16 protein-coding genes are annotated in these 23,413 nt (G+C 71.9%); 10 read left to right on the top strand and 6 right to left on the bottom strand.

The window, feature by feature from the left end; all coding sequences use genetic code 11:
• Window positions 1-39 precede the first annotated feature (39 nt).
• The 3 genes from ALMP_RS07235 to ALMP_RS07225 all read right to left on the bottom strand — a co-directional run bounded on the left by ALMP_RS07235 (window position 40) and on the right by ALMP_RS07225 (window position 3,342).
• On the bottom strand, window positions 40-1,377 hold the full coding sequence (locus ALMP_RS07235) for an ABC transporter substrate-binding protein (protein WP_264925401.1): 1,338 nt from the start codon (window positions 1,375-1,377) through the stop codon (window positions 40-42).
• An 89-nt stretch (window positions 1,378-1,466) separates the two neighbouring features.
• Window positions 1,467-2,411: a carbohydrate ABC transporter permease gene (locus ALMP_RS07230; RefSeq protein ID WP_264925400.1), complete on the bottom strand. Its 945-nt coding sequence runs from the start codon at window positions 2,409-2,411 to the stop codon at window positions 1,467-1,469.
• 4 nt (window positions 2,412-2,415) lie between these two features.
• The gene (locus tag ALMP_RS07225) at window positions 2,416-3,342 is read right to left on the bottom strand and encodes a carbohydrate ABC transporter permease (protein WP_264925399.1); all 927 of its coding nucleotides are present in this window, start codon (window positions 3,340-3,342) and stop codon (window positions 2,416-2,418) included.
• Window positions 3,343-3,690: 348 nt separating this feature from the next.
• On the opposite strand from ALMP_RS07225, the gene ALMP_RS07220 reads away from it, so the two are divergent.
• A complete protein-coding gene (locus ALMP_RS07220) occupies window positions 3,691-4,683 on the top strand; it encodes a LacI family DNA-binding transcriptional regulator (RefSeq protein ID WP_264925555.1) in 993 nt (330 codons plus the stop codon).
• A 95-nt stretch (window positions 4,684-4,778) separates the two neighbouring features.
• Here ALMP_RS07220 and ALMP_RS07215 read toward each other — a convergent pair whose 3' ends face one another.
• Window positions 4,779-5,450, bottom strand: coding sequence for a 1-acyl-sn-glycerol-3-phosphate acyltransferase (locus tag ALMP_RS07215; RefSeq protein WP_264925398.1), 672 nt, complete (start codon window positions 5,448-5,450; stop codon window positions 4,779-4,781).
• Between the two features lie 144 nt (window positions 5,451-5,594).
• On the opposite strand from ALMP_RS07215, the gene ALMP_RS07210 reads away from it, so the two are divergent.
• The 4 genes from ALMP_RS07210 to ALMP_RS07195 all read left to right on the top strand — a co-directional run bounded on the left by ALMP_RS07210 (window position 5,595) and on the right by ALMP_RS07195 (window position 9,638).
• On the top strand, window positions 5,595-5,771 hold the full coding sequence (locus ALMP_RS07210; protein WP_264925397.1) for a hypothetical protein: 177 nt from the start codon (window positions 5,595-5,597) through the stop codon (window positions 5,769-5,771).
• Window positions 5,772-5,895: 124 nt separating this feature from the next.
• Window positions 5,896-7,536 carry a phosphoglucomutase (alpha-D-glucose-1,6-bisphosphate-dependent) gene (gene pgm / locus ALMP_RS07205; RefSeq protein WP_264925396.1) on the top strand — a complete coding sequence of 547 codons (1,641 nt, stop codon included), beginning with the start codon at window positions 5,896-5,898 and terminating at the stop codon, window positions 7,534-7,536.
• Window positions 7,537-7,710: 174 nt separating this feature from the next.
• Window positions 7,711-8,580 (top strand): PP2C family protein-serine/threonine phosphatase, encoded by an 870-nt coding sequence (locus tag ALMP_RS07200; RefSeq protein ID WP_264925395.1) that lies wholly within the window; start codon window positions 7,711-7,713, stop codon window positions 8,578-8,580.
• A 50-nt stretch (window positions 8,581-8,630) separates the two neighbouring features.
• Complete coding sequence (locus ALMP_RS07195; protein WP_264925394.1) at window positions 8,631-9,638, top strand: MASE1 domain-containing protein; 1,008 nt, start codon at window positions 8,631-8,633, stop codon at window positions 9,636-9,638.
• A gap of 35 nt (window positions 9,639-9,673) precedes the next feature.
• Here the strand turns inward: ALMP_RS07195 and ALMP_RS07190 are convergent, their stop codons facing one another.
• Window positions 9,674-10,000 (bottom strand): hypothetical protein, encoded by a 327-nt coding sequence (locus ALMP_RS07190; protein WP_264925393.1) that lies wholly within the window; start codon window positions 9,998-10,000, stop codon window positions 9,674-9,676.
• A gap of 174 nt (window positions 10,001-10,174) precedes the next feature.
• On the opposite strand from ALMP_RS07190, the gene ALMP_RS07185 reads away from it, so the two are divergent.
• Window positions 10,175-11,833: a catalase gene (locus tag ALMP_RS07185; protein WP_264925392.1), complete on the top strand. Its 1,659-nt coding sequence runs from the start codon at window positions 10,175-10,177 to the stop codon at window positions 11,831-11,833.
• 130 nt (window positions 11,834-11,963) lie between these two features.
• Here ALMP_RS07185 and ALMP_RS07180 read toward each other — a convergent pair whose 3' ends face one another.
• A complete protein-coding gene (locus ALMP_RS07180) occupies window positions 11,964-12,857 on the bottom strand; it encodes a virginiamycin B lyase (RefSeq protein ID WP_264925391.1) in 894 nt (297 codons plus the stop codon).
• A 142-nt stretch (window positions 12,858-12,999) separates the two neighbouring features.
• Between ALMP_RS07180 and ALMP_RS07175 the strand changes: the two genes are divergently transcribed.
• The 4 genes from ALMP_RS07175 to ALMP_RS07160 all read left to right on the top strand — a co-directional run.
• A complete protein-coding gene (locus ALMP_RS07175) occupies window positions 13,000-14,658 on the top strand; it encodes a cellulase family glycosylhydrolase (RefSeq protein ID WP_264925389.1) in 1,659 nt (552 codons plus the stop codon).
• Window positions 14,659-15,571: 913 nt separating this feature from the next.
• Window positions 15,572-15,919 carry a DUF5132 domain-containing protein gene (locus ALMP_RS07170; RefSeq protein WP_264925388.1) on the top strand — a complete coding sequence of 116 codons (348 nt, stop codon included), beginning with the start codon at window positions 15,572-15,574 and terminating at the stop codon, window positions 15,917-15,919.
• A gap of 435 nt (window positions 15,920-16,354) precedes the next feature.
• Complete coding sequence (locus tag ALMP_RS07165) at window positions 16,355-18,301, top strand: ABC transporter ATP-binding protein (RefSeq protein ID WP_264925387.1); 1,947 nt, start codon at window positions 16,355-16,357, stop codon at window positions 18,299-18,301.
• 434 nt (window positions 18,302-18,735) lie between these two features.
• On the top strand, window positions 18,736-23,413 hold a 4,678-nt coding region (locus ALMP_RS07160; RefSeq protein WP_264925386.1), incomplete at its 3' end, for a non-ribosomal peptide synthetase.

Here is a 23,413-nt window from a genome sequence, read left to right as displayed (position 1 = left end):
GCGGCCTCGACCGCGCCGCCCGGCGTCGCTGTCTGTCGCTTACTTCTCGACGGTGAAGCCCTGCTCCTCGCCGTACTTGACCGAGGCGTCCTGCCAGGCCTTCAGACCGTCCGCGAGCTTGGTGCCACCGACGTAGGCCTTGCCGACGGTGTCGTTGAAGATCGAGTTGGCGTACTGCTGGAAGGGCAGGTACGACCAGTCGTCGGCGACATTGGCGGCGGACTCGGCGAAGATCTTGTTCGCCTCCTGGCCGCCGAAGTAGTCGAACTTGGTGCTCTGGAACGCGGTGGACTGCAGCTCGGCGGTGGTCGCCGGGAAGGCACCCTGCTTGACGCGGGTCTGCACACCGTCACCGGCGTTCGCGTACTCGACGAAGGCGTAGGCGAGTTCCTTGTTCTTGCCCAGCGCGGGCAGGGTCAGCGAACTGCCGCCGTTCTCCGCGCTCGCCTTGTCGCCCTTGGTCCAGGCCGGCATCGGGGCCGCGCGCCAGTCACCGGCGGCACCGGGCACGCCGGTGACGAAGTTCGCGGGCATCCAGGCGCCGGTGGCCAGGGTGGCGATGGTGCCGTCGCCCAGGCCCTTGTACCAGTCGTCGGTCCAGCCGTTGATGGGCGCGAGCAGCTTCTCGTCGATGAGCTTCTGCCAGGTGTCGGTGTACTTCTTGGCGCCCGCGTCGGAGAAGTCGATCTTCACCTTGGTGCCGTCGACCTTGTAGGGGCGCGAACCCGCCTGCCACAGCATGCTGGTGGTGAAGCCGGCGTCGCCGGCGTCGTTGGCGATGTAGACCTTGGGGTCGGCCTTGTGCAGCTTGCGGGCCGCCTCGACGTACTCGTCCCAGGTGGTGGGGACGGCGACCTTGTACTTGTCGAAGACCGTCTTGTTGTAGAACAGCGCCATCGGGCCGGAGTCCATCGGCAGGCCGTAGACGGCCTTGCCCTCGCTCACCGCGTTCCACGGACCCGGGGTGTACTTCGAGGCGAGCTTGTCGGCGCCGAACGGGGCCAGGTCGGACAGGCCCTTGGTGAGGGAGTACTGGCTCACCGCGAAGTACTCGACCTGGGCGACGTCGGGCACGCCCTTCTCGGCGGATATGGCGTTCGACAGCGCGGTGTAGTGCTTGTCGCCGGACCGCTCGCTGACCAGGTTGATCTTGACCTTGGGGTACTTCTTCTGGAAGTCGGCGGCGACCGTCTTCAGCGTGGGCTCCCAGGCCCAGACCGTGACCGTGCCGCCCTTCTTCAGGGCCGCCTGGATGTCCGAGGCGGAGACGGCCTTCTGGTCGGTGCCGTCGTCCGAGCCGCCGCAGGCGGTGGCGCCCAGGGCGAGCGTCGACAGGAGGGCGATGCCGCGCAGCAGGCGGCTGGTCGTTCTGCGCATGGAGGTGCTTCCACTTCTTCGTGGGTGGGACAGGGTGAGGGTGGGGGTGCGCATCGTGGGGCTGAGGGGGGTGGTGCCGGGGGGCGGGCTCACTCCTTGACGCTTCCCGCGGCGAGCCCGGACTGCCAGTACTTCTGCAGCAGCAGGAACGCGGCGATCAGCGGCATGATGGTGAGCAGCGAACCGGTGATCACCAGGTTGAAGATCACGTCGCCGCCGATCGTCTCCGCCTGGGAGTTCCAGACGCTCAGGCCCAGGGTCAGCGGATACCAGTCCGAGTCCTTGAGCATGATCAGCGGCAGGAAGTAGTTGTTCCAGGTGGCGACCGTGGTGAACAGCAGGACGGTCACGATGCCGGGGGCGAGGAGCGGCAGGGCGACCGTGAAGAAGGTGCGCGCCTCGCCGGCCCCGTCGATACGGGCGGCCTCCAGCAGCTCGGTGGGGATGGCCTCGGCCGCGAACACCCACATCAGATACAGGCCGAACGGCGAGACCAGCGAGGGGATGATCACCGCCCACGGGGTGTCGGTCAGCCCCATCTTGCTGAACATCAGGAACGTGGGCACCGCGAGGGCCGTGCCCGGGACGGCGACGGCGCCGATGACCACGGCGAAGATCCCGCGCTTGCCGGGGAAGTCGAACTTCGCGAGCGCGTAACCGCCCAGGACCGCGAGGAGGGTGGCGCCGCCGGCGCCGAGCACCACGTACAGCAGGGTGTTCAGGAGCCACCGCGAGAACACGCCGTCGTCGTACGTGAACGTGTCGCGGATGTTGTCCCACAGGGCGAAGTCGTCGCTGAACCACAGGCCGTTGGAATCGGCCAGGCCCGCCTGGGTCTTGGTGGCGTTGATGGCCAGCCAGATCAGCGGCACCACGGTGTAGAGGACGACCAGCGAGGTCAGCACCGTCAGCAGCACGCTGCGCCGGGGCTTGCCGGGGGAGTGCCTGCGCGGGGCGCGCAGCCGTGGCGCGCTCGTACCGGGGCCGGAGGTCTTGGCGGCGGCGGGGGAGTCGGTGGTGAGAGGGCTGCTCATCGGGTCACGCTCCCTTGCGCATGCCGCGCAGCTGCACGACGTAGGCGATCACCATCGTGATCACGCCCATGATGATGGCCACCGTCGCGGAGTAGTTGTGCTGCTGGCCGTTGAAGGACAGCGAGTACGTGTAGTAGTTCGGGGTGTAGTCGGTCGTGATGGCGTTGCGCGCCAGCGGCCGCAGGATGTTGGGCTCGTTGAAGAGCTGGAAGCTGCCGATGATCGAGAAGATCGTCGCGATGACGAGGGCGCCGCGGATCGCGGGCAGCTTGATGGCGGTGATGACCCGCCACTGTCCCGCGCCGTCGATCTCCGCCGCCTCGTACAGGGAGTGCGGGATGACGCGCAGCGCCGAGTAGAAGATCAGCATGTTGTAGCCGACGAACTCCCAGGTGACGATGTTGCCGATCGAGGCCAGCACCAGGTCGGGGGAGAGCGGGTCGGGCAGGGAGACGCCGAACGCCTCGTTGATGTCGCCCACCAGTCCGTACTTCGTGCCGTACATGAAGCCCCACATCAGGGTGGCGACCACTGCGGGCACCGCGTACGGGAGGAAGATGGTGATACGGAAGAAGCTCTTGCCGTAGAGCCGTCCGCTGTCCAGGGCCAGGGCCACCAGCAGGGCGATGCCGAGCATGATCGGCACCTGGACGGCGAGGAAGAGCGACACGCGGGTGAGGGCGGCCCAGAACTGGTCGTCCTTCAGCGCCTGCGTGTAGTTGTCGAATCCGACGAAGGTGGTGCCGCCGATGAGCTGGTCGCGGAAGAGGCTGAGGTAGATCGAATACACGATCGGTGCCAGGAAGACCAGGGCGAACACGGCCACGAAGGGACCGATGAAACCCCACCCCGTCCAGGAGCGGCGGTCCCGTCTCGCCGGAGGGGGTGCCGGCCGCGGTTCTGCGGCCGCCGGCGGTTGCAGCGTCGTCATGTCGTTCCTCGCTAGTGCAGTCCTGGAACCCGGGTGCCGCACCGCTCCGCCGTGCCGCACCGCCGCGATGTTTACGCAAACATCCGGCCATCGCGCGCACCCGACGGGCTGTTATGTTTACGTAAACATCTGATGGCGGCATGTCTACACTGCGCCGATGACGATGGTCAAGGGTCCCCTGGTGAGACCGTGGCACCCGCGGCGAAAGAGAGGTGGGGACAACGCATGGACATGGCTGAAAGAACCCGGGCGAACGGAACGGGCCCGGCCACGGATCCGGCCACCGGCGCGCCGGAGCCCGGCGGCGCCGTGAAACGCCCCCGCGGCCGCCCCCGCGCCACCGCCTCGATGGCGGACGTGGCCCGGCTCGCCGGTGTGTCGTCGCAGACCGTCTCCCGTGTCTCCAACGGTTACGCGGGAGTGAACGAGGAGACCCGGCAGCAGGTGCTGGCCGCCATGAAGGAGCTGGGCTACCGGCCCAACAGCGCGGCCCGCGCGCTCAAACGCGGCGAGTTCCGGACCATCGGCGTGATCACCTTCACCCTCTCCACGACCGGCAACGTACGCACCCTGGAGGCGATCGCCACGTCCGCCGCCGAGGAGGGGTACGCGGTGACGCTGCTGCCGGTCGCCGTCCCCACCCAGGACGAGGTGCGCGGGGCGTTCTCCCGCCTGGAGGAACTCGCCGTCGACGCGGTGATCGTCATCATGGAGGTCCACCTGCTGGACGCCGCGACGGTCAAGCTGCCGCCGCACGTCCAGGTCGTGGTCGTCGACTCCGACGCCGGGAGCCACTACACGGTCGTCGACACCGACCAGGCCGGCGGCACCCGCACCGCCGTGCAGCACCTGCTGGACCTCGGCCACTCCACGGTCTGGCACCTGGCCGGACCCGAGGGCTCCTTCGCCGCGCAGCGCCGCGCGGACGCCTGGCGCGGGGCGCTCACCGAGGCCGGCCGCCCGGCCCCGCCCGTGGTACGGGGCGACTGGTCGGCGGAGTCCGGCTACCACGCCGGTCTCGAGCTCGCGGCCCGCGAGGACTGCACCGCCGTCTTCGCTGCCAACGACCAGATGGCCCTGGGCCTGCTGCGCGCCCTCCACGAACGCGGGCGGCGCGTGCCCGAGGACGTCAGTGTCATCGGCTTCGACGACATTCCCGAGGCCGGTTCCTTCCTGCCGCCGCTCACCACCCTGCACCAGGACTTCGCCGAGGTCGGCCGTCTCTGCGTGCGGGCCGTGCTGCGCAAGATGCGCCGCCACGATCCCGAACACGGGACGACGCTGGTACCGACCCGTCTGGTGGTGCGCGAGAGCACCGCACCACCACCCGAGCGGCACTGAGCCGGACGAGCGTCATGCCGGGAGCCGCACCGGGTGTCTCCCGCCGTCACCCGCACGGGGGTGGGACCCGCAAGCCACCCCCGGAGGCTTGTCGGTCATCCGCGCGGCGGTTGCTCCGGGTGTGTCCTGTCGGCCATCCGTACGGCTGTGCGCCAGGCCGCGGTGACGGCGTGGCGGGCGGCGACCGTGCCCGGGCCCGGCTCGGTGGGCAGGCACATCGGGGCGCCGACGTGGACATGGCAGCGGGGGCGGCGCAGCGGTGCTGTCAGGGCGCCCGCCAGCTGTTTCGCCGTGGAGCCGGAGGAGATCCGCCGGGCGCCCGCGTGCCCCACCGGGACCACCAGCGCGCCCGAGGCCCCCGCGAGGCGGGCGAGTCCGGTGCGGAACTGCTCGGGCGGCCGGGGGGCGGCGTCCCTGCGGTCGGGCAGGCGGCCCTCACCGTAGAGCAGGACGTGCCGGCCACCGGCGAGCGCCTCGGCGGCGGCGTCGAGCGCGTCCGCCGCGCGCGCCGACCGGCGGTGGACGGGGATGTGACCCTCGCGCGCCAGGGCCCGCCCGAGCACCGGAACACGCCACAGCCCGGCCGCCGCCATGACGGTCGGCTCCACACCCAGCCGCCGCAGCGCGGCCAGGACGACCGCGGGGTCGGCCAGGGAGTCGTGGTTGGCGACGAAGATGCTCCCCACGGGCACCCGCGCGCGCAGGTCGCTGGAGACGGTGAGCCGCCCGAAGAACGGCGTCAGGGCGGTGGCGGCACGGCTGAGCACGAGGGGCCTTTCCGACGGGTTCGATCCGGACCCAGTGTCATGGCGCCGGGTCCGTCCCGCCTGAGTACGGCTACTCAGGTCCGTTCCGGGCATCCGCAGAGCAACGGCCCCGAACGAGCCGACATCCCGAAGGGACGGAAGACCGTGCTGGCCATCATCGCGGCGGTGGCGTTCTTCATCGCCTTTCTCATCGACGCGGCGGACATCTCCACCGACGACGTCTTCACCTCCACCAACGTCATGCTCCTCGGCCTGACCCTCCTCGCCCTGCACGTCGCGGGCATCGGCGGCGGCCGGCGCGTCCGCGGCCGCCGGCGCTGAGCACAGCCCCGCCGACCCCTCCACAGTCGCCGCGGGCCCGGTTCCCACCCTCGCGTGGTGTCGTCACCACAGGGGAAGATGGGAGCCGTACGTCTTCGGTCAACCACTGTGGAGGAGCGGGCACATGCAGCACGAGCGAGCGGGCGGGCCGGCCGGCCCCGAGGACCTCGTCGACGTCGCCCGGCTGGTCACCGCGTACTACGCGCTGCACCCGGACCCGGCCGACCCGGACCAGCGGGTGGCGTTCGGTACGTCCGGGCACCGCGGCTCATCGCTGAACACGGCGTTCAACGAGGACCACATCGCCGCGACCAGCCAGGCCATCTGCGAGTACCGCGCCGCCCAGGGCACCGACGGCCCGCTCTTCCTGGGCGCCGACACCCACGCGCTGTCCGAGCCCGCCCGGGTCACCGCCCTTGAGGTCTTCGCCGCCAACGACGTCACGGTGCTCATCGACAGCGCCGACGGCTACACGCCCACTCCGGCCGTCTCGCACGCGATCCTCGCCCACAACCGGGGCCGCGCCACGGGCCTCGCGGACGGCGTCGTCGTCACCCCCTCCCACAACCCGCCCGCCGACGGCGGCTTCAAGTACAACCCGCCCAGCGGCGGCCCCGCCGGCTCCGACGCCACCTCCTGGATCCAGGACCGGGCCAACGAGATCATCGCGGCGGGCCTGAAGGACGTACGCCGCGTGCCCTACACGCGGGCGCTCGCCGCCCCCGGCACCGGGCGTTACGACTTCCTCGGCACCTACGTCGGCGACCTGCCGAGCGTGCTGGACCTGGACGCCGTCCGCGCCGCCGGCGTCCGCATCGGCGCCGACCCGCTGGGCGGGGCCTCCGTCGCCTACTGGGGCCGCATCGCCGAGCAGCACCGGCTCGACCTGACCGTGGTCAACCCGCTCACCGACCCCACCTGGCGCTTCATGACGCTGGACTGGGACGGAAAGATCCGCATGGACTGCTCGTCGCCGTACGCGATGGCCTCGCTCATCGAACAGCGGGACCGCTTCGAGATCGCCACGGGCAACGACGCCGACGCCGACCGGCACGGCATCGTCACCCCCGACGCCGGCCTGATGAACCCCAACCACTACCTGGCCGCCGCCATCGCCTACCTCTACGCCCACCGCGAGCGGTGGCCGGACGGCACGGGCATCGGCAAGACCCTGGTGTCGTCCTCGATGATCGACCGGGTGGCCGCCGACCTCGGCCGCCGGCTCGTCGAAGTCCCCGTCGGCTTCAAGTGGTTCGTGGACGGTCTGGTCGACGGCTCGCTCGGCTTCGGCGGCGAGGAGTCGGCCGGCGCCTCGTTCCTGCGCCGCGACGGCTCGGTGTGGACCACCGACAAGGACGGCGTCATCCTGGCGCTGCTCGCCTCCGAGATCACCGCGGTCACCGGGAAGACACCGTCGGAGCACTACGCCGCGCTGACGGCCCGCTTCGGCGAACCCGCCTACGCCCGGATCGACGCGCCCGCGACCCGCGAGGAGAAGGCGCTGCTCGCCAAGCTCTCGCCCGCCCAGGTCACGGCGGACACCCTGGCCGGGGAAGCCGTCACCGGAGTCCTCACCGAGGCTCCCGGTAACGGCGCGGCCATCGGCGGCATCAAGGTGACCACCGCCAACGCCTGGTTCGCCGCCCGCCCCTCGGGCACCGAGGACGTCTACAAGATCTACGCCGAGTCCTTCCAGGGCCCCGGCCATCTGCGGCAGGTGCAGGAGGAGGCCAAGGACGTGGTCATGGCGGCCCTCGGCGGCTGACCGCCGCACCCGGCCGGGCGGGACGGGCCGCGGGAGACGGGACGCCCCGCCGCCCGCTGTCCCACCCGGCCCCGGCTCGCACTGTCTCACCCCGGCACGGAGTCGCTATCATCCACTAAACGTAAAAATGCGACATTCGCCCCGAAGGGGCCACCGTCCTCTCCGGAGTGATCCATGTCCCGCAAGCGCCCCACGGACGACGGCGACGAGCTGCTGACCAGGCTCGGCTCGCTCACGGCCCAGGCGCGCGAACGCGCGGAACTCCAGCGCTCCCGGGTCGAGCTCGCCATCGCCCTGCAACGCGGCATGCTGCCCCGGGACCTGCCCACGGCCCGCGGCTTCCGCCTCGCCGTCCAGTACGCGCCCGCCTGCCACGGCCTCAACGTGGGCGGCGACTGGTACGACGCCTTCACCCTGCCCGACGGCCGTATCGGCCTGTCCATCGGTGACGTCCAGGGCCACAACATCGAGGCGACCGCGTTCATGGGCCAGATCCGGGTTGGCCTGCGGGCCCTCGCCTCCGTCACCAGCGAGCCGGGCGAACTCCTCGCCCGGACCAACGACCTGCTCCTCTCCCTCGGCAGCGACCTCTTCGCCACCTGCACCTTCATGCGCCTCGACCCCACCACCGGGATCCTGGAGAGTGCCCGGGCCGGCCACATCCCGTGCGTCTGGGCCACCGCGGACGGCAAGTCCGGCGTCGCCGAGGACGAGGGCGGACCGCCGCTCGGCGTCCAGGAGGGCATGGAGTACCCGGTCACCCGGTACCGGCTCACCAAGGGCGGGGTGTTCGTCCTGCTCACGGACGGCGTGGTGGAGGGGCCCTCGATGAGCGTCGAGGAGGGGCTCGACCAGGTCGTCCGGCTCGCCGGCACAGCCGCCGTCGCGGGCATGGAGGCCGGCTCCCTCGCCGCCGCGGTGATCAAGGGCGCGGAACGCGTCGGCCACGAGGACGACGCCGCCGTCCTGGTCGTCGGACACGACGGGATCCTCGGCGCGTACGGGCGCCGGGCGGCGCGGCGCCGGCGCCCGGTTCAGCCATAGGGGCGGACGGCGCGCCTCTCACCTCGCACACCGTGCGGTGCCGGTGTCTGATGGCTGCTGTGGTGGGTACCAGCGAACTGCGCCGGCCGGCCGTCCTCGCCGTCGAGACGGTGGCGGTCGCCGCCTGCTACTACGCGGCCGGACGGCTCGGCCTGCTGCGGCAGCTCGTCGTCGAGGGCGCGATCTTCACCCCCATCTGGCCGCCCTCCGGCGTCGCGGTGGCCGGCCTGCTGATCCTCGGCCTCCGTTCATGGGCCGGCATCGCCCTCGGAGCGCTGTTGGTGATCATGTCGCTCACCTCGCTGCGGCCCGTCGTCCTGGTCAACCTGGTGGGCAACACGGTCGCGCCCGTCTGCGCCTGTCTCATGTTGCGCAAGGTCGGCTTCCGCAATGACCTCGCGCGCTTACGGGACGGCCTGGCCCTGGTCTTCCTCGGCGCCCTGACGGCCATGCTGCTCAGCTCCACCATCGGCGTCGGCCTCCTCGTCGTCACCGACGAGCTCGCCACGGACAGTTTCTGGCCCGTCTGGCTGGCCTGGTGGGTCGGCGACGCGATGGGCGTCCTGCTCGTCACCCCCGTGCTGCTCCTGCTGTACACCCTCCGCAGCCCGCCGGGCCTGGCCCGCTGGAGGGAGGCCACGGGCCTGGCCCTCATCACCCTCGCCCTCGTCCCCCTGGCCACCCACAGCCACATCAGCGTGCTCTTCCTGGTCTACCCCCTGCTGATCTGGGCGGCCCTGCGCTTCCAGCTCGCGGGCAGCATGGTGTGCGCCCTGTTCGCCTCGGTCCTCGCCACCGTCGCGGCCACGGACGCGGTCGGCCCCTTCGCCCGGCTGACCCGCGTCGAAGTCATGATCAAACTCCAGGCCTTCAACGGCACCATGGCCCTGACCGCCCTGCTCCTGTCGGCCGTCATCACCGAACAACGCAACACCAGACGCTCCGTGGAACGCGCCTGCCAGGAACTGGTCGAGGTCCTGGAGCACCTCACCGCCGGAGACGCCCCCCACAACCGCCCCGCCAAGGAGCCGGACGGGCCACCGCCGAAGGAGCCGTGACCGGCCCGGCGGCCCCCGCGCTCACCCCTCAACCCTCACCCCCATGCCCCCGCCAGGGCCGCCTCCACCTCCAGGACCTTGCCCCCGCCGCCCTCTTCCGCGTCGTACTCCAGCAGCAGCGGCACAGCGGGCGGCCTCTCACCCGAACGGGCGGTGAAGGCGGTCGGCGCGCCCGCGACGTCCTGCCGCACCGCGAATCCGGCCCGCCGTAGCTCCTCGGTGAGCGGCGCGGCCGCCCGCCGCTCGGCGAAGGCGTACTCGGGATCGGCGTGCGGCGCCGACGCGATGCCCCACAGGGCGTCGGCCCGCCGCGCCACCTCCCGCTGGACACGGCCGTACACGGCGTCCGGCGGAGCGGGCACACGGCCTTCCGGCTCGGCGGACCTCGACCGCGCGAGCCGGGTTCCACCGGCCGGGCCGCCGACACCCGCGGAGGCGCCCCGGCGTGACTTCGACGGGGAGTGCCGGGTACCCGAGCCGTCCACCGCGATCCGCGCCCCGCACCGACGGGGTACGAGCCGAAGGAACTCACGGGCATGACGGACGTATCGAGCATGGGCCCCGCACCCGAGGACGACCGCAAGGTCCTCACCAACCGGCAGGGCCACCCCGTCCACGACAACCAGAACCAGCGCACGGTCGGCGCCCGCGGCCCGGCCACGCTGGAGAACTATCAGTTCCTGGAGAAGATCAGCCACTTCGACCGTGAGCGCATCCCCGAGCGCGTCGTGCACGCCCGCGGTGTCACCGCCTACGGCCACTTCGAGGCGTACGGCGCCTGGGGCGACGAGCCCATCAGCCGCTACACGCGCGCCAAGCTCTTCCAGGAGCGCGGCAAGCGCACCGAGCTGGCCGTCCGCTTCTCCACCGTCATCGGCGGCCGTGACTCCTCCGAGGCCGCCCGCGACCCGCGCGGCTTCGCCGTGAAGTTCTACACCGAGGACGGCAACTGGGACCTGGTCGGCAACAACCTGGGTGTCTTCTTCATCCGGGACGCGATCAAGTTCCCGGACGTCATCCACGCCCTCAAACCCGACCCGGTCACCTTCGAACAACAGCCCCGCCGCATCTTCGACTTCATGTCGCAGACCCCCGAGGCCATGCACATGCTCGTCAACCTGTTCAGCCCGCGCGGCATCCCCGCCGACTACCGCCACATGCAGGGCTTCGGCGTGAACACCTACAAGTGGGTCAACGCCGAGGGCGAGACCAAGCTGGTCAAGTACCACTGGATGCCCAAGGCGGGGGTACGCAGCATGACCGAGGAGGACGCGGCGAACGTCCAGGCCGAGTCCCTCGGCCACGCCACCAAGGACCTCTACGAGGCGGTGGCCCGCGGCGACCGTCCCGAGTGGGAACTGCTCGTGCAGATGATGGACGACCACGACCACCCGGAACTGGACTTCGACCCCCTGGACGACACCAAGACCTGGCCCGAGCAGGAGTTCCCGCCCAAGCCGGTCGGGAAGATGGTGCTCGACCGGATGCCGGAGAACTTCTTCGCCGAGAACGAGCAGATCTCCTTCGGCACCGGCGTCCTCGTCGACGGCCTGGACTTCTCCGACGACAAGATGCTCGTCGGACGCACCTTCTCCTACAGCGACACCCAGCGCTACCGCGTCGGCCCGAACTACCTCCAACTCCCCGTCAACCAGGCCAAGAACGCGGACGTCCGCACCAACCAGCGCGACGGGCTGATGACCTATCAGGTGGACGGCGGGGGCGAGAACCCCGGCGTCAACTACGAGCCCTCGATCACCGGCGGCCTGCGCGAGGCCCAGTACCCCACGCACGACGAGCAGGGCCCGGAGATCCACGGCCGGCTCACCCGCAAACGCATCCCCCGCACCAACGACTACCAGCAGGCCGGCCAGCGCTACCTGCTGATGGAGCAGTGGGAACGCGACGACCTGGTCGACAACCTCGTGCGGGCCCTCGCCCAGTGCGACCGGCCGGTGCAAGAGCGCATGGTCTGGCACTTCCTGCTGGTCGAGAACGAGCTCGGCCTGCGGATCGGGGAGGGCCTCGGCATCACCCCGGACGACGTCCTGGGCCTCGAACCGCTGGCGAGCCAGGACCTCACCGACGAGGACCGCGAACGCCTCGCCCACCTCGGCAAGAACCCGCCCCGCGACGTGCGGGGACTCACCATGACCCACTGCGTCCCCGACGAACGCCACGTCGTCACCCGCTGACGCGCCCCACCGTCCCCGAGCGTCGTGTCCGGGACCGCTTCACGGGGCTCGACGCGTCCCGCCCTTTCCCGGACCTCGTGGCCGGAGCCTCTTCCCATGGGTCCCACGGGTTCGCACGGGCTCGACGCGTTCACGGCTGGACCCGGGCGACCGCCCCCGTCTCCAGGGCCGTCCACACGGCGCCGTCCGGGCCCACCGTGATCCCGTGCGGCTCACTGGCCGGGGACGGCAGGTCGTACGTGGTGATCGTGCCGTCGGCGGTGACGCGGCCGACGCGGTTGCCGCCCCACTCGGTGAACCAGCACTCTCCGGCGGCCATCGCGGTGATCGCGTGGGGCCTCGCCGCCCGGTCGGGCAGGGGGAACTCCTCGATCCGGCCGTCCACCGAGGCCCTGCCGATCTGCCCGGCGGCGATCTCCACGAACCACAGCGCGACGCCGTCGCCGCAGATGCCCACCGGCCCCGCCCCGGGCGTCGGCAGCGGGTGCACGGTGACATCGCCGTCGAGGCCGACGCGGCCCAGCGCGTCGCCCTGGTTGAGGGTGAACCACAGGGCGCCGTCCGGCCCCGCGGTGATCGCCGAGGGAAAGCCGCCCGGGACGGGCACGACGAACTCGCGGATCTCGCCCCGGCCGTCGATCCGGCCGATCCGATCGGTGTTCATCTGCGTGAACCACAGCGCGCCGTCGGGACCGGCGGTGATGCCGAAGGGCCCGCTGTCGGGCGTCGGCACCTCGAAGGACCGCAGCTCGCCCTCGATCGTGATCCGGCCGATGCGATGGTCCCCCGACCGGGTGAACCACAGGGCGCCGTCCGGGCCGGGCGCGATGACGGTCGGGCGGCATCCGGGGGAGTCCAGCGGATACTCCGTCAGCTCGCCGCCGGGGGTGAGCCGTGCGATCCGGCCGGCGTGCACCAGGGTGAGCCAGAGAGCGCCGTCGGGACCGGTGGTGATGCCGTAAGGGCCGGCCTTCTCGTCCGTGACGGGCAGTTCGGTCACCGACGGGGTCCGAAAGCGGTCCACAGAGGCCTCCGTCCTTCTTTCTCTCGGGGGAGCACCATGCCAAGCGGGTTGACGTGTACCCGGCATGGTGGCTTGATGGGAGCGCTCCCAAGCTTCTTTCCGATGCCCGGACCCACCCGGGCGCTCACTCCCTGGAGTCGCAGTGAGAAGAGCAAGAAGCACGTCACGCACCATCACCAGGACCCTACTGGCCGCCCTCCTCGGAACGGCCGTCACCCTCGGGTTCCTCACACCGGCCGCCGCCCAGGCGGCCCCGCCCCGGCCCGGCACCCTCGCCACCGGCCTGCACATCAGCAACGGCCGTCTGCTCGAGGGCAACGGCAACGACTTCGTCATGCGCGGCGTCAACCACGCCCACACCTGGTACCCCGGCGAGACCCAGTCACTGGCCGACGTCAAGGCGTTCGGCGCCAACACCGTCCGTGTCGTCCTCTCCGACGGACACCGCTGGACCGAGAACAGCGCCCAGGACGTGGCCAACGTGATCGCCCAGTGCAAGGCCAACCGGCTCATCTGCGTACTGGAGGTGCACGACACCACCGGCTACGGCGAGGAAGCCGCGGCCGGGACCCTCGACCACGCGGCCGACTACTGGATCGGCCTGAAGGACGTCCTGGAGGGCGAAGAGGACTACATCATCGTCAACATCGGCAACGAGCCCTGGGGCAACACCAACCCCGAGGGCTGGACCGCGCCGACGATCGCCGCCGTCAAGAAGCTGCGCGACGCCGGCTTCCAGCACACGATCATGGTGGACGCCCCCAACTGGGGCCAGGACTGGCAGGGCGTGATGCGCGCCAACGCCCGGTCCGTCTACGACGCCGACCCCACCGGCAATCTGATCTTCTCGATCCACATGTACAGCGTCTTCGACACCGCGGCGGAGATCACCGACTACCTGAACGCCTTCGTCGCAGCGAAACTGCCCATCCTCATCGGTGAGTTCGGAGGTCCGGCCGACCAGTGGGGCGACCCGGACGAGGACACCATGATGGCCACCGCCCAGCAGCTCAAGCTCGGCTACCTGGCGTGGTCCTGGAGCGGCAACACCGACCCGATCCTCGACCTGGCGATCGACTTCGACCCGAGCCGCCTCAGCTCCTGGGGCCAGCGCATCTTCAACGGCCCCAACGGCATCGTCCAGACGTCCAAGGAGGCCACCGTCTTCGGCGGCGGCACCCCGGGCGACACCCAGGCCCCGACCGCACCCGGCACCCCGACCGTCTCGGCCGTGACCGCCACCTCCGTCACCCTCGGCTGGGGCGCGGCCACTGACAACGTTGGCGTGACCGGTTACGACGTCGTCCGCGTCAGCGGCGGCTCCGAGACCACGGTGGCCGCCGCCACCGCGAACAGCGTCACCGTCACCGGCCTGACGGCCGCCACCCCCTACACCTTCGCGGTGTACGCCCGTGACGCGGCCGGCAACCGCTCGGCCCGCTCGGCCACGGTGAACGTCACCACCGCGAGCGCCCCGACCGGCACCTGTGCCGTCGCCTACCGTGCCGTCAACGAGTGGCAGGGCGGCTTCCAGGGCGAGATCACCATCCGCAACACCGGCACCTCACCCGTCAACGGCTGGACGCTCGCCTTCGCCTTCACGGGCGGCCAGACCATCACCAACATGTGGGGCGGGGCCCCCACGCAGAACGGTGGCTCGGTGAGCGTCGCCGCAGCCTCGTACACGTCCACGATCTCCGTGGGCGGTTCGGTCACCGTCGGCTTCATCGGCGCCAAGGGCGCCACCAACCCGGCGCCGGCCGCGTTCACCCTCAACGGGGCGCCCTGCACCACGTCCTGAGGACCCGTTCCGGCGATCGGCGGGGGCACCGACAGGGCCCTCACCGGTCGCCGGCCGGGCTCGCCCGGGAAGTGGCACACCACCCGGCGCACGCCCGTCCGCCGTGCCGCGCCGAAGACCACCGCGCAGAACACCGACAGCCGCGCGACGCGCGCCCCCGCGCCGAAGATCACGGCGCGGAACGCCGACACCCGCGAGGCGGATGACGGGCAGCAGGCCGACGACCCGCACGAGGAGCCCGCACGGTGACGTCGTCGTCACCGCCACCGCCCGGAGCCGTTCGGCGGCCGTCATGCCGGGGCGCGGCCGTCACGCCAGGAGGCACGGCCGTCACGCCGAGGGCGCGGCCGTAGGTCACGCCCGGGCGCCGTCCGACGGGCGGAGGCGGGCACGGCATCCGCCCATGGTGCCCCGCCCGGCGTGGGCGCGGGGACCCGCGCCGTGTCCGGATGACGCCCCGTACGGCCCACCGCGCACACGCCGCGGCCCGTGCGGGCACTGGGCACACGGGGTGCCCCGCCCGTCCGTCACACCCGTCGCGTGTGGCGTGAAAGCATCCTCGTATTCCCCCGTTGTGGTGAAGGCTTTTGCATTCGGCCCTGACAGGGTTTTTCTTGGCCGAATAAGGAACCGCACAGTGAGTGAAATCCATAGGGAAAGGTCGGCCGTCGTCCTCTGATTCCGGCGGTCGGCACACGGGCTTCCGCGCCGTCCGGCACCCGTCCCGTGGCCTGAACCCATCGGTTTGCCGCCATTCGGTTACCCGTCCGGGTGAAGGTGCTCCGACCTGTGGCGTTTGCGTTGCTGAAACTCCGTTAGCCTGTTTCTGGTCCGCAGCCTCCGGCGGAATACGACGGAGCAAAAAGCCGAAGAAACCGCCTGAACCCCTTGAGGATAAAAGGAGCACTGAGTCATGCCTCCTGTAGTTCCGCCGTTCCTGATCGGCCTCATCGCCGCCCCCCTGGCCAAAAGGGTCGTCAAGCCGCTGATGCGGGGTCTCGTCAAGACCTCCGTGGGACTGGTGCTGGAAGTGAAACGGGCCGCCCATGAGGCGGGCGAGGGTCTGCAGGACCTCGCCGCCGAGGTCACCGCCGAGGTCGTGGCCGCGCAGATGGCCGACGGCGGGGACCGTGAGCGACAGCCGCAGCCGCAGCCGCAGCCACAACCTCAGTCGGCGCCCCAGGACGGCGCCGCGTCTGACGGACAGCCCAAGGGACCCGCCAAGGGGCGCCCACCCGCCGTCGCCGGCAAGGGTCACTGAAACACCGCGTTCGGCAAGACACTCGGGGATCGACAGAAAATGACACTGCTGGTGGGGACTGCGGCCGAGTACCGGCCCGCCCGGGACGACACGGGGACGGCGTACGCGCCGAGGATGTGCTCCGCGATTCCCGGACGGCAGCGCTGGAAGATTCCCGAGATGGTGGGAAGAAAGCACTTCGTGGAAGTCTTCAGAGGCGTACTGGAGGCAATTCCCGGCATCGAGTCGGTCCGGGTCAGCGATGTCACCGGAGGAGTCCTCGTACGTCACAGCCGCGGGCTCGGAACCGCCGACGTCGGAAAAATGATACGGGACACCTTGTCGGCCGTCTCCCGGTGCACGCGCCCGCAGTCCCCCCGTGATCCGCAGTCCCCCCGTGATCCGCGGCCGGCGCCCGAGAAAACCACCCCGCCACGGCGGCCGCGCGTCACGGGCGTGGCGGTCGCCGGTGGTGCGACGGCCGCCGCCATCGCCCTCGGACCCGGCAAGCTCCTGCGCAAGCCGCTCGTCGTGCTCGGCGCGGTCGTCACCGCCACTGCCGTCGTCGTCCGCCGCGCCATGCGCGCGGCGGCGCCGCCTTCCACGACCACCGTCCGCGACGACCCGTCGCCCCCCAGGGCGTCGCTGCGTTCCCTGCTCGACATGGTCGGCCCCCACAAACCGCGGTTGTGTCTCGCCACCGCGCTCTCCGCCGTGTGCCAGCTCACCGAGGTGGCGCTGGGCGTGTTCCTCGGCTGGATCGCGCTGGTGCTCATCAAGGGGGAGGCCGCCCCGCTCCTCGCCCTCGGACTGACCACCGCCTCCGCCCAGTTGTGGTTCCTGGCGGGAGCCGCCGCCGTGGCCTGCGCCGGAGTCGCCGGCCTCTCCTACGCCGCCAACGTCGAATGGCGCAAGCTCGGCCAGGACGTCCAGCACGACTGGCGCAACTCCACCTACGCCCACGTGCAGAAACTCGAACTGGGCCACCTGGAGGGCGAGCGCACCACCCGCATCGCCGGCGTCCTCACCGACGAGGTCACCCAACTGGGCAACTTCTTCGCGCACTCCGCCAACGACATCGTCCAACTCGCCACCAGCTTCCTGGTGCTGGTGCCCGCCTTCCTGTTCCTGGCCCCAGAGATCGCCTGGATCGCCTTCCTGCCCATGCCGATCGTGGCCTGGCTGTCCTTCCACTATCACGACCGCGTCGCCTCCGACTACGCCGTCTCCAGCGAACACAAGACCCAGCTGCACAGCCGGCTGATCAACAGCCTGGAGGCCGGCGCCACCGTCAAGAGCTTCTGCACGGAGGAGTACGAGGCCGACCGCGTCGAACGGCTCAGCGACGCCTGCCGGGACAGCGACCACCGCACCGACCGCAGCACCGTCCGCCACGCCGAGACCATCCGTGCCTGCACCACCGCCTCCATGACCGGCACCCTCCTCCTCGGCGGCCGCTCGGTCCTCAACGGCACCCTGCCCTTCGAAGTGTTCAGCCCCCTCATCGGCCTGCCCCAGCAGGTCCTGCTGCGCCTCACCCGCCTCGGCACCATCGTGGACGAGTACCAGCGCACTCTCACCGCCTACGACCGCGTCCGCCACCTGCACGCACTGCCCACCGAGCCCGTCGGCCCGGAACACCCCGTCGACGTGGCGGACGTCCGGGGCGCCGTCGCCCTGGAGCGCGTCCACTTCTCCTACCCCGGCCGGCCCCCCGTCCTGAAGGACCTCTCGCTGCGCATCGACCCCGGCCGGGTCACCGGCATCGTCGGCGCCACCGGCTCCGGCAAGACCACCATCGCCAAACTCCTGATGCGCTTCCAGGACACCGACTCCGGCCGGGTCCTCCTGGACGGGCGGGACGTGCGCGAGCTGTCCCGGCACGACCTGCGCCGCGCCGTCGGATTCGTCTCGCAGGACCCGTTCCTCTTCGACGGCACCATCGCCGACAACATTCGCTACGGCACTTTCGACGCCCCCGACGCCCGCCTGGTCGACGCCGCCCGCATGGCCGAGGCCCACCCCTTCATCGCGGCCCTGCCCGATGGCTACGACACGATGATCGGTGAGCGCGGCGCAACCCTGTCGGGCGGTCAGAAACAACGCATCGCCCTGGCCCGGGCCATCCTGAAGGACGCACCCGTCGTCGTCCTCGACGAGGCCACCTCCGCCGTGGACAACGAGACCGAGGCGGCCATCCAGCGCACCCTGCGCACCTTCGCCGAGAACCGCACCCTGATCATCATCGCCCACCGCCTGTCGACGATCCGCAACGCGGACCTCATCTACGTCCTGGACAAGGGCGGCCTCGTCGCCGAGCAGGGCACGCACACCGAACTCCTCGCCCGCGACGGGCTCTACGCCTCCCTGTGGCACCTCCAGGCCGGCGACAGGGCGGCCTGACCCGACGCCCACCGGCCCGCGCCACCCTGCCGCACCCTGCCACCTCGCCTCGCCTCCCGACTCCGCGTCGTCACCCCCGCCGCACTTCGTCCCGCCCCGACTCCGCGTCGCCAGCCCTCCACCGTCCCCTGTCCCGCCGCGACCGCGCGTCACGGCAGGCCGAACCGCCCGCGCCCCGCCTCTCCCCGTGGCGCCGGGCCGTCCGGCGGCATCCCGCCGCGGCGGTCCGCACGACGACCGGTGAACCGCCCGCTGCCGTCGGCCCGCCCGCGTCCCGCCCAGGGCGAGGGGGACCGACCGGCCATGTCCCGGCCCCGCTCGTGCTCCGTCCCGGCGAGCGCCGCCCCCCGCCCCGCCCCGCAGGGCCCCTCGCTTCCTTCCGCCGCGCGCCGGCGGCCTCGAGCTCCGCCCACAGCACTCCTGGAGGTATCCCCATGTCTGCTCGCGATGACGTCGCCCTGCCCCTGACGGCGGCTCAGCGCGAACTCTGGCTCGCCGAACAGCGGACGGACGGGATGCTGCCGGGCTACCGCGTGGGCGAGTATCTGGAACTCCACGGACCCTTCGACGCCGACCTGTTCCTCTCGGCGCTGCGCCAGGCCGTCACCGAGAACGAGGCCCTGCACGTGCGCTTCACCGAGAGCGCCGACGGACCGCGGCAGATCCTGCGGGTGCCCACCGACTGGAACCCCCACCACCTCGACCTGAGCGACCGGGACGATCCGCACGCCGCCGCCCTGGAGTGGATGACCGCCGACCGCGACCGGCCCCTCGACCTCGCCCGCGACGCCCTCTTCAGCCAAGCACTGATCAAGCTCTCCGACGACCGTCACCTCTGGTACCACAGCTACCACCACCTGGTCAGCGACGGCTTCGGCTACGCGCTCTTCGCCCGGCGCGTGGCCGCCGTCCACACGGCGCTCGTCGAGGGCCGCACGCCGGAGCCCACTCCCTTCCCCTCCCTGTGCGACGTCGTGGACGCCGACACCGCCTACCACGCCTCCGAGCAGCGCGCGGCCGACCGGGCCCACTGGACCGCACGCCTCACGGCTCTCTCCGAACCCGTCCGCATCGGCCGGGCCTCCGCCGACCCGGGCAGCGGCTCGCAGCGCCTGCCGATCACCACCGGAGACGGCTGCGGTGTGCTGGAGGCGGCGGCCGAACGCGTCGGCGTGCGCTGGTCGCGGGTCCTGATCGCGGCCGTCGCGCTGTACCTGCACCGCCGCACCGGCGCCCACGACCTCGTCCTCGGTCTGCCCGTCACCGGCCGCGCCGCCGACCCCTGCCTGCTGGCCACCCCGGGCGTGGTCTCCAACATGGTGCCCCTGCGGCTGACCGTATGCCCCGACACGACCTGGTCCGCGCTCGTCGCGCACGTCGCCCGCGAGGTCCGGGCGGCCACCGACCACCAGCGCTACCGCGGCGAGGACATCCACCGCGACCTGGGCCTGCCCGGCGTCCCCGGCTCGTTCTGCTCGGCCGTCGTGAACGTCATGTCCTACGACAGCGACCTGCGCTTCGCCGGGCTCCCGGCCACCGCGCACAGTCTCTCCCGCAGCTCGGTCGCCGACCTCGCCGTCTGGGCGCTGGACCGCCGCGACGGCAACGGGCCGCGTGTCGAACTCCACGCGGCAGCCGACGCCTGGGACGAGGACGAGCGGCGCGGCCACCAGCGCGCCCTGGGTCACCTGCTGGAGCAGCTCGCCGAGATCGACCCCGACCTGCCCGTCGGACGCCTCTTGCTCGCGCCGCCCACCGATGTGAGCACCCCGCAGCCGCCCCCGGCCCGCGCGGCCCATCTCGCGGACCTCTTCGAGGAACAGGTCCGACGCACCCCCGACGCCGTCGCCGTCACCGCCCCGGACGCCACCCTCACCTACGCCGAACTCGACGCCCGGGCCAACCGCCTCGCCCACCTGCTGACGTCCCACGGCGCCGCCCCGGAGCGGCTGGTGGCCCTCGCGCTGCCCCGCTCCGCCGAGCTGGTGGCGGCCCTCCTCGCCGTGCTGAAGACCGGCGCGGGCTACGTCCCTCTCGACCCCGACCACCCGGCCGGCCGGCTCACCGACCTCCTCGACGACACCCGCCCCGCCGTCCTGGTGACCGTCGATCCGGTCCGCTCCCGCCTGCCGCGACGCCCCGCGGCCCACCTGGTCGTTCTCGACGACCCCGACACCGCCGCAGCGCTCGCCGCCCGCACCGCGACCGCTCCGCCCGCCGTCGCCCGCGACCCCCGCCACCCGGCGTACGTCATCCACACCTCGGGCTCCACCGGACGCCCCAAGGGCGTCGTCGCCTCGCACGCGGGCGTGGCCAACCTGTTCTTCCACCAGCGGGGCACCCTGTTCCCCGCAGTGGAGTCGGCCGCAGGACCTCGGATGCGTGTCGCGTTGACGACGTCGGTGTCGTTCGACGCCTCCTGGGACCAGCTGGCCTGCCTGTTCGCCGGCCACGAACTGCATGTCCTCGACCGCGACACCTGGGCCGACCCGGACGCCTTCCTCGCCCATCTCGCCCGCCACCGGCTCGACCTCGTCAACACCACCCCGTCGTATCTGCGGGTCCTCCTCGACCACGGCCTCCTCGACGACAGCGACGGAGACGACAGCGACGGAAACGGCGGTGACGGCGGCCGGTGGCGGCCGTCCGTGGTCGTCGTCGGCGGCGAGGCCGTGCCCGAGCGGCTCTGGCGGGATCTGCGCGCCGCCGAGGGCGTACGGTCCTTCAACTTCTACGGGCCGACCGAGTGCACCGTCGACGCGCTCACGACCCCCGTCGCCGCCGCGCCGCGCCCCGCGATCGGCCACCCGGTCACCGGCGCCCGCGCCCATGTCCTCGACAGCGCCCTGGAGCCCGTGCCGACGGGAGTCCCCGGCGAGCTGTACATCGCGGGCGCCGGCCTGGCCCGCGGCTATCTGAACCGGCCCGGCCTGACCGCCGAGCGGTTCGTCGCCGACCCCTGGGGCCCGCCCGGCAGCCGCATGTACCGCACCGGCGACCTGGTCCGACGTACCTCCGACGGGGCGCTGGAATACCTCGGCCGGGCCGACGAGCAGGTCAAGATCCGTGGCTTCCGTATCGAACCCGGCGAGGTCGAGGCACGGCTGGCCACCCACCCGGCCGTGGCCCGGGCGGCCGTCGTCGCCCGTGACGACGACGGGTCGGGCCCGCGTCTCGTCGCCTACGTGGTTCCCGCACCCGGCGCCGAACCCCGTCCGGAGCTGCTGCGCGACCACCTGTGCGACCACCTGCCCGACCACATGGTCCCGGCCGCTTTCGTCCCGCTCGAGGCCCTGCCCCTGACCCCTTCCGGGAAGCTCGACCGGCGGGCCCTGCCTGCCCCCGCGCCGACCGCCCCCACGTCCGGCCGCGCCCCACGCACCCCGCGCGAGGAACTGCTGTGCGAGCTGTTCGCCGACGTCCTCGGCGTGCCCCGGGTCGGCGTCGACGACGACTTCTTCGCCCTCGGCGGGCACTCGCTGCTGGCCATGCGCCTGCTGTCCCGGATCCGCACCGCCCTCGACGCCGACCTGCGGCTCGGCGACCTCTTCGACGCCCCCACCGTGACCGGCGTCGCCGCCGCCCTCGACGCCGCGGACTCCGGCCGCACCCGTCCCGCCCTGCGCCCCCACCCGCGGCCCGGGGCCGTGCCGCTGTCGTCCGCCCAGCGCCGCCTGTGGTTCCTGCAACGCATCGAGGGCACCGGGCCCACCTACAACATCCCCCTCGCCCTGCGCCTGTCCGGCACCCTCGACCGCGCCGCCCTCGCCCAGGCCCTCACCGACGTCGTCTCCCGGCACGAGAGCCTGCGCACGGTCTTCCCCGACGAGCGCGGAGTGCCCGTCCAGCGGATCCTCGACGCCCCGCGGTCAGCACCGCACCTGCCCGCCACCGACAGCACCGAGAGCGAACTGCCGGAGCGGCTCACCGCCGCCGCGCGCCGCGTCTTCGACCTGGCCGCCGAACCACCCCTGCACACCGAGCTGTTCACCCTCGCCCCCGACGAGCACGTCCTCCTGCTCGTCCTCCACCACATCGTCGGCGACGCCTGGTCCCTGGGCGCCCTGGCCCGCGACGTGACCCTCGCCTACGCGGCCCGCCGCCGAGGCGAGCAGCCCGACTGGGCGCCGCTGCCGGTGCAGTACGCCGACTACACCCTCTGGCAGCGCGACCTCCTCGGCGACGCCACCGACCCGGACAGTCTCTCCGCCCGCCAACTGGCCTTCTGGACGCAGAACCTGGCCGGGCTTCCCGAACGCGTCGACCTGCCCACCGACCGGCCCCGGCCCAACGCGACCACCTACCGCGGTGACAAACGCGAACTGCGCCTGGACGCCGGCCTCCACCGCGAGCTGCGCGACCTGGCGCGCACCCACGGCGCGAGCCTTTTCATGGTGCTCCAGGCCGGGCTGGCCGCCCTGCTGCACAAGCTCGGCGCCGGCACGGACGTCCCCATCGGCGCGCCGGTCGCCGGCCGCACCGACGAGGCCGCGGACGACCTGATCGGCTTCTTCGTCAACACCCTCGTCCTGCGCACCGACACCAGCGGCGACCCGACCTTCACCGAACTCCTCGGCCGTGTCCGGCTGGGCACCCTGGCCGCCTACGCCCACCAGGACCTGCCCTTCGAGCACCTGGTGGAGGAGCTGAACCCGACCCGCTCCCTCGCCCACCACCCGCTGTTCCAGACGATGCTCGCCCTGCAGAACGCGCCCCTCGGCGACTTCGACCTGCCCGGCCTGCATGTCACCACCAGCCTCGTCTCCACCCGCACCGCCAAGTGCGACCTCACCTTCAACCTCACCGAGCGCACGGCGCCCGACGGCACCCCGGCCGGACTCACCGGCGTCGTGGAGTACAGCACCGACCTGTTCGACCCGGCGACGGTCGACGGCATGATCGAGCGCTGGATCCGCCTGCTCACGTCCGCGATCGCCGACCCGCACCGACGCCTGAGCCGCTTCGACGTGCTCACCGACGCCGAACGCGGCCTGCTGCTGCCGACGCCCGAGCCGAAGCCGGCCCCTGTCGACACCCTCGTACGGCTCTTCGAGGCGCGGGTGGGGGAGTGTCCGGGGGCGGTGGCGGTGGTGTCGGGTGATGTGGCGTTGT

It is taken from the genome of Streptomyces sp. A012304 (assembly GCF_026008495.1).
Lineage (GTDB): Bacteria > Actinomycetota > Actinomycetes > Streptomycetales > Streptomycetaceae > Streptomyces.
Note: the sequence above shows the minus strand (reverse complement) of the source record. Positions and strands in the feature narration are given on the sequence as shown.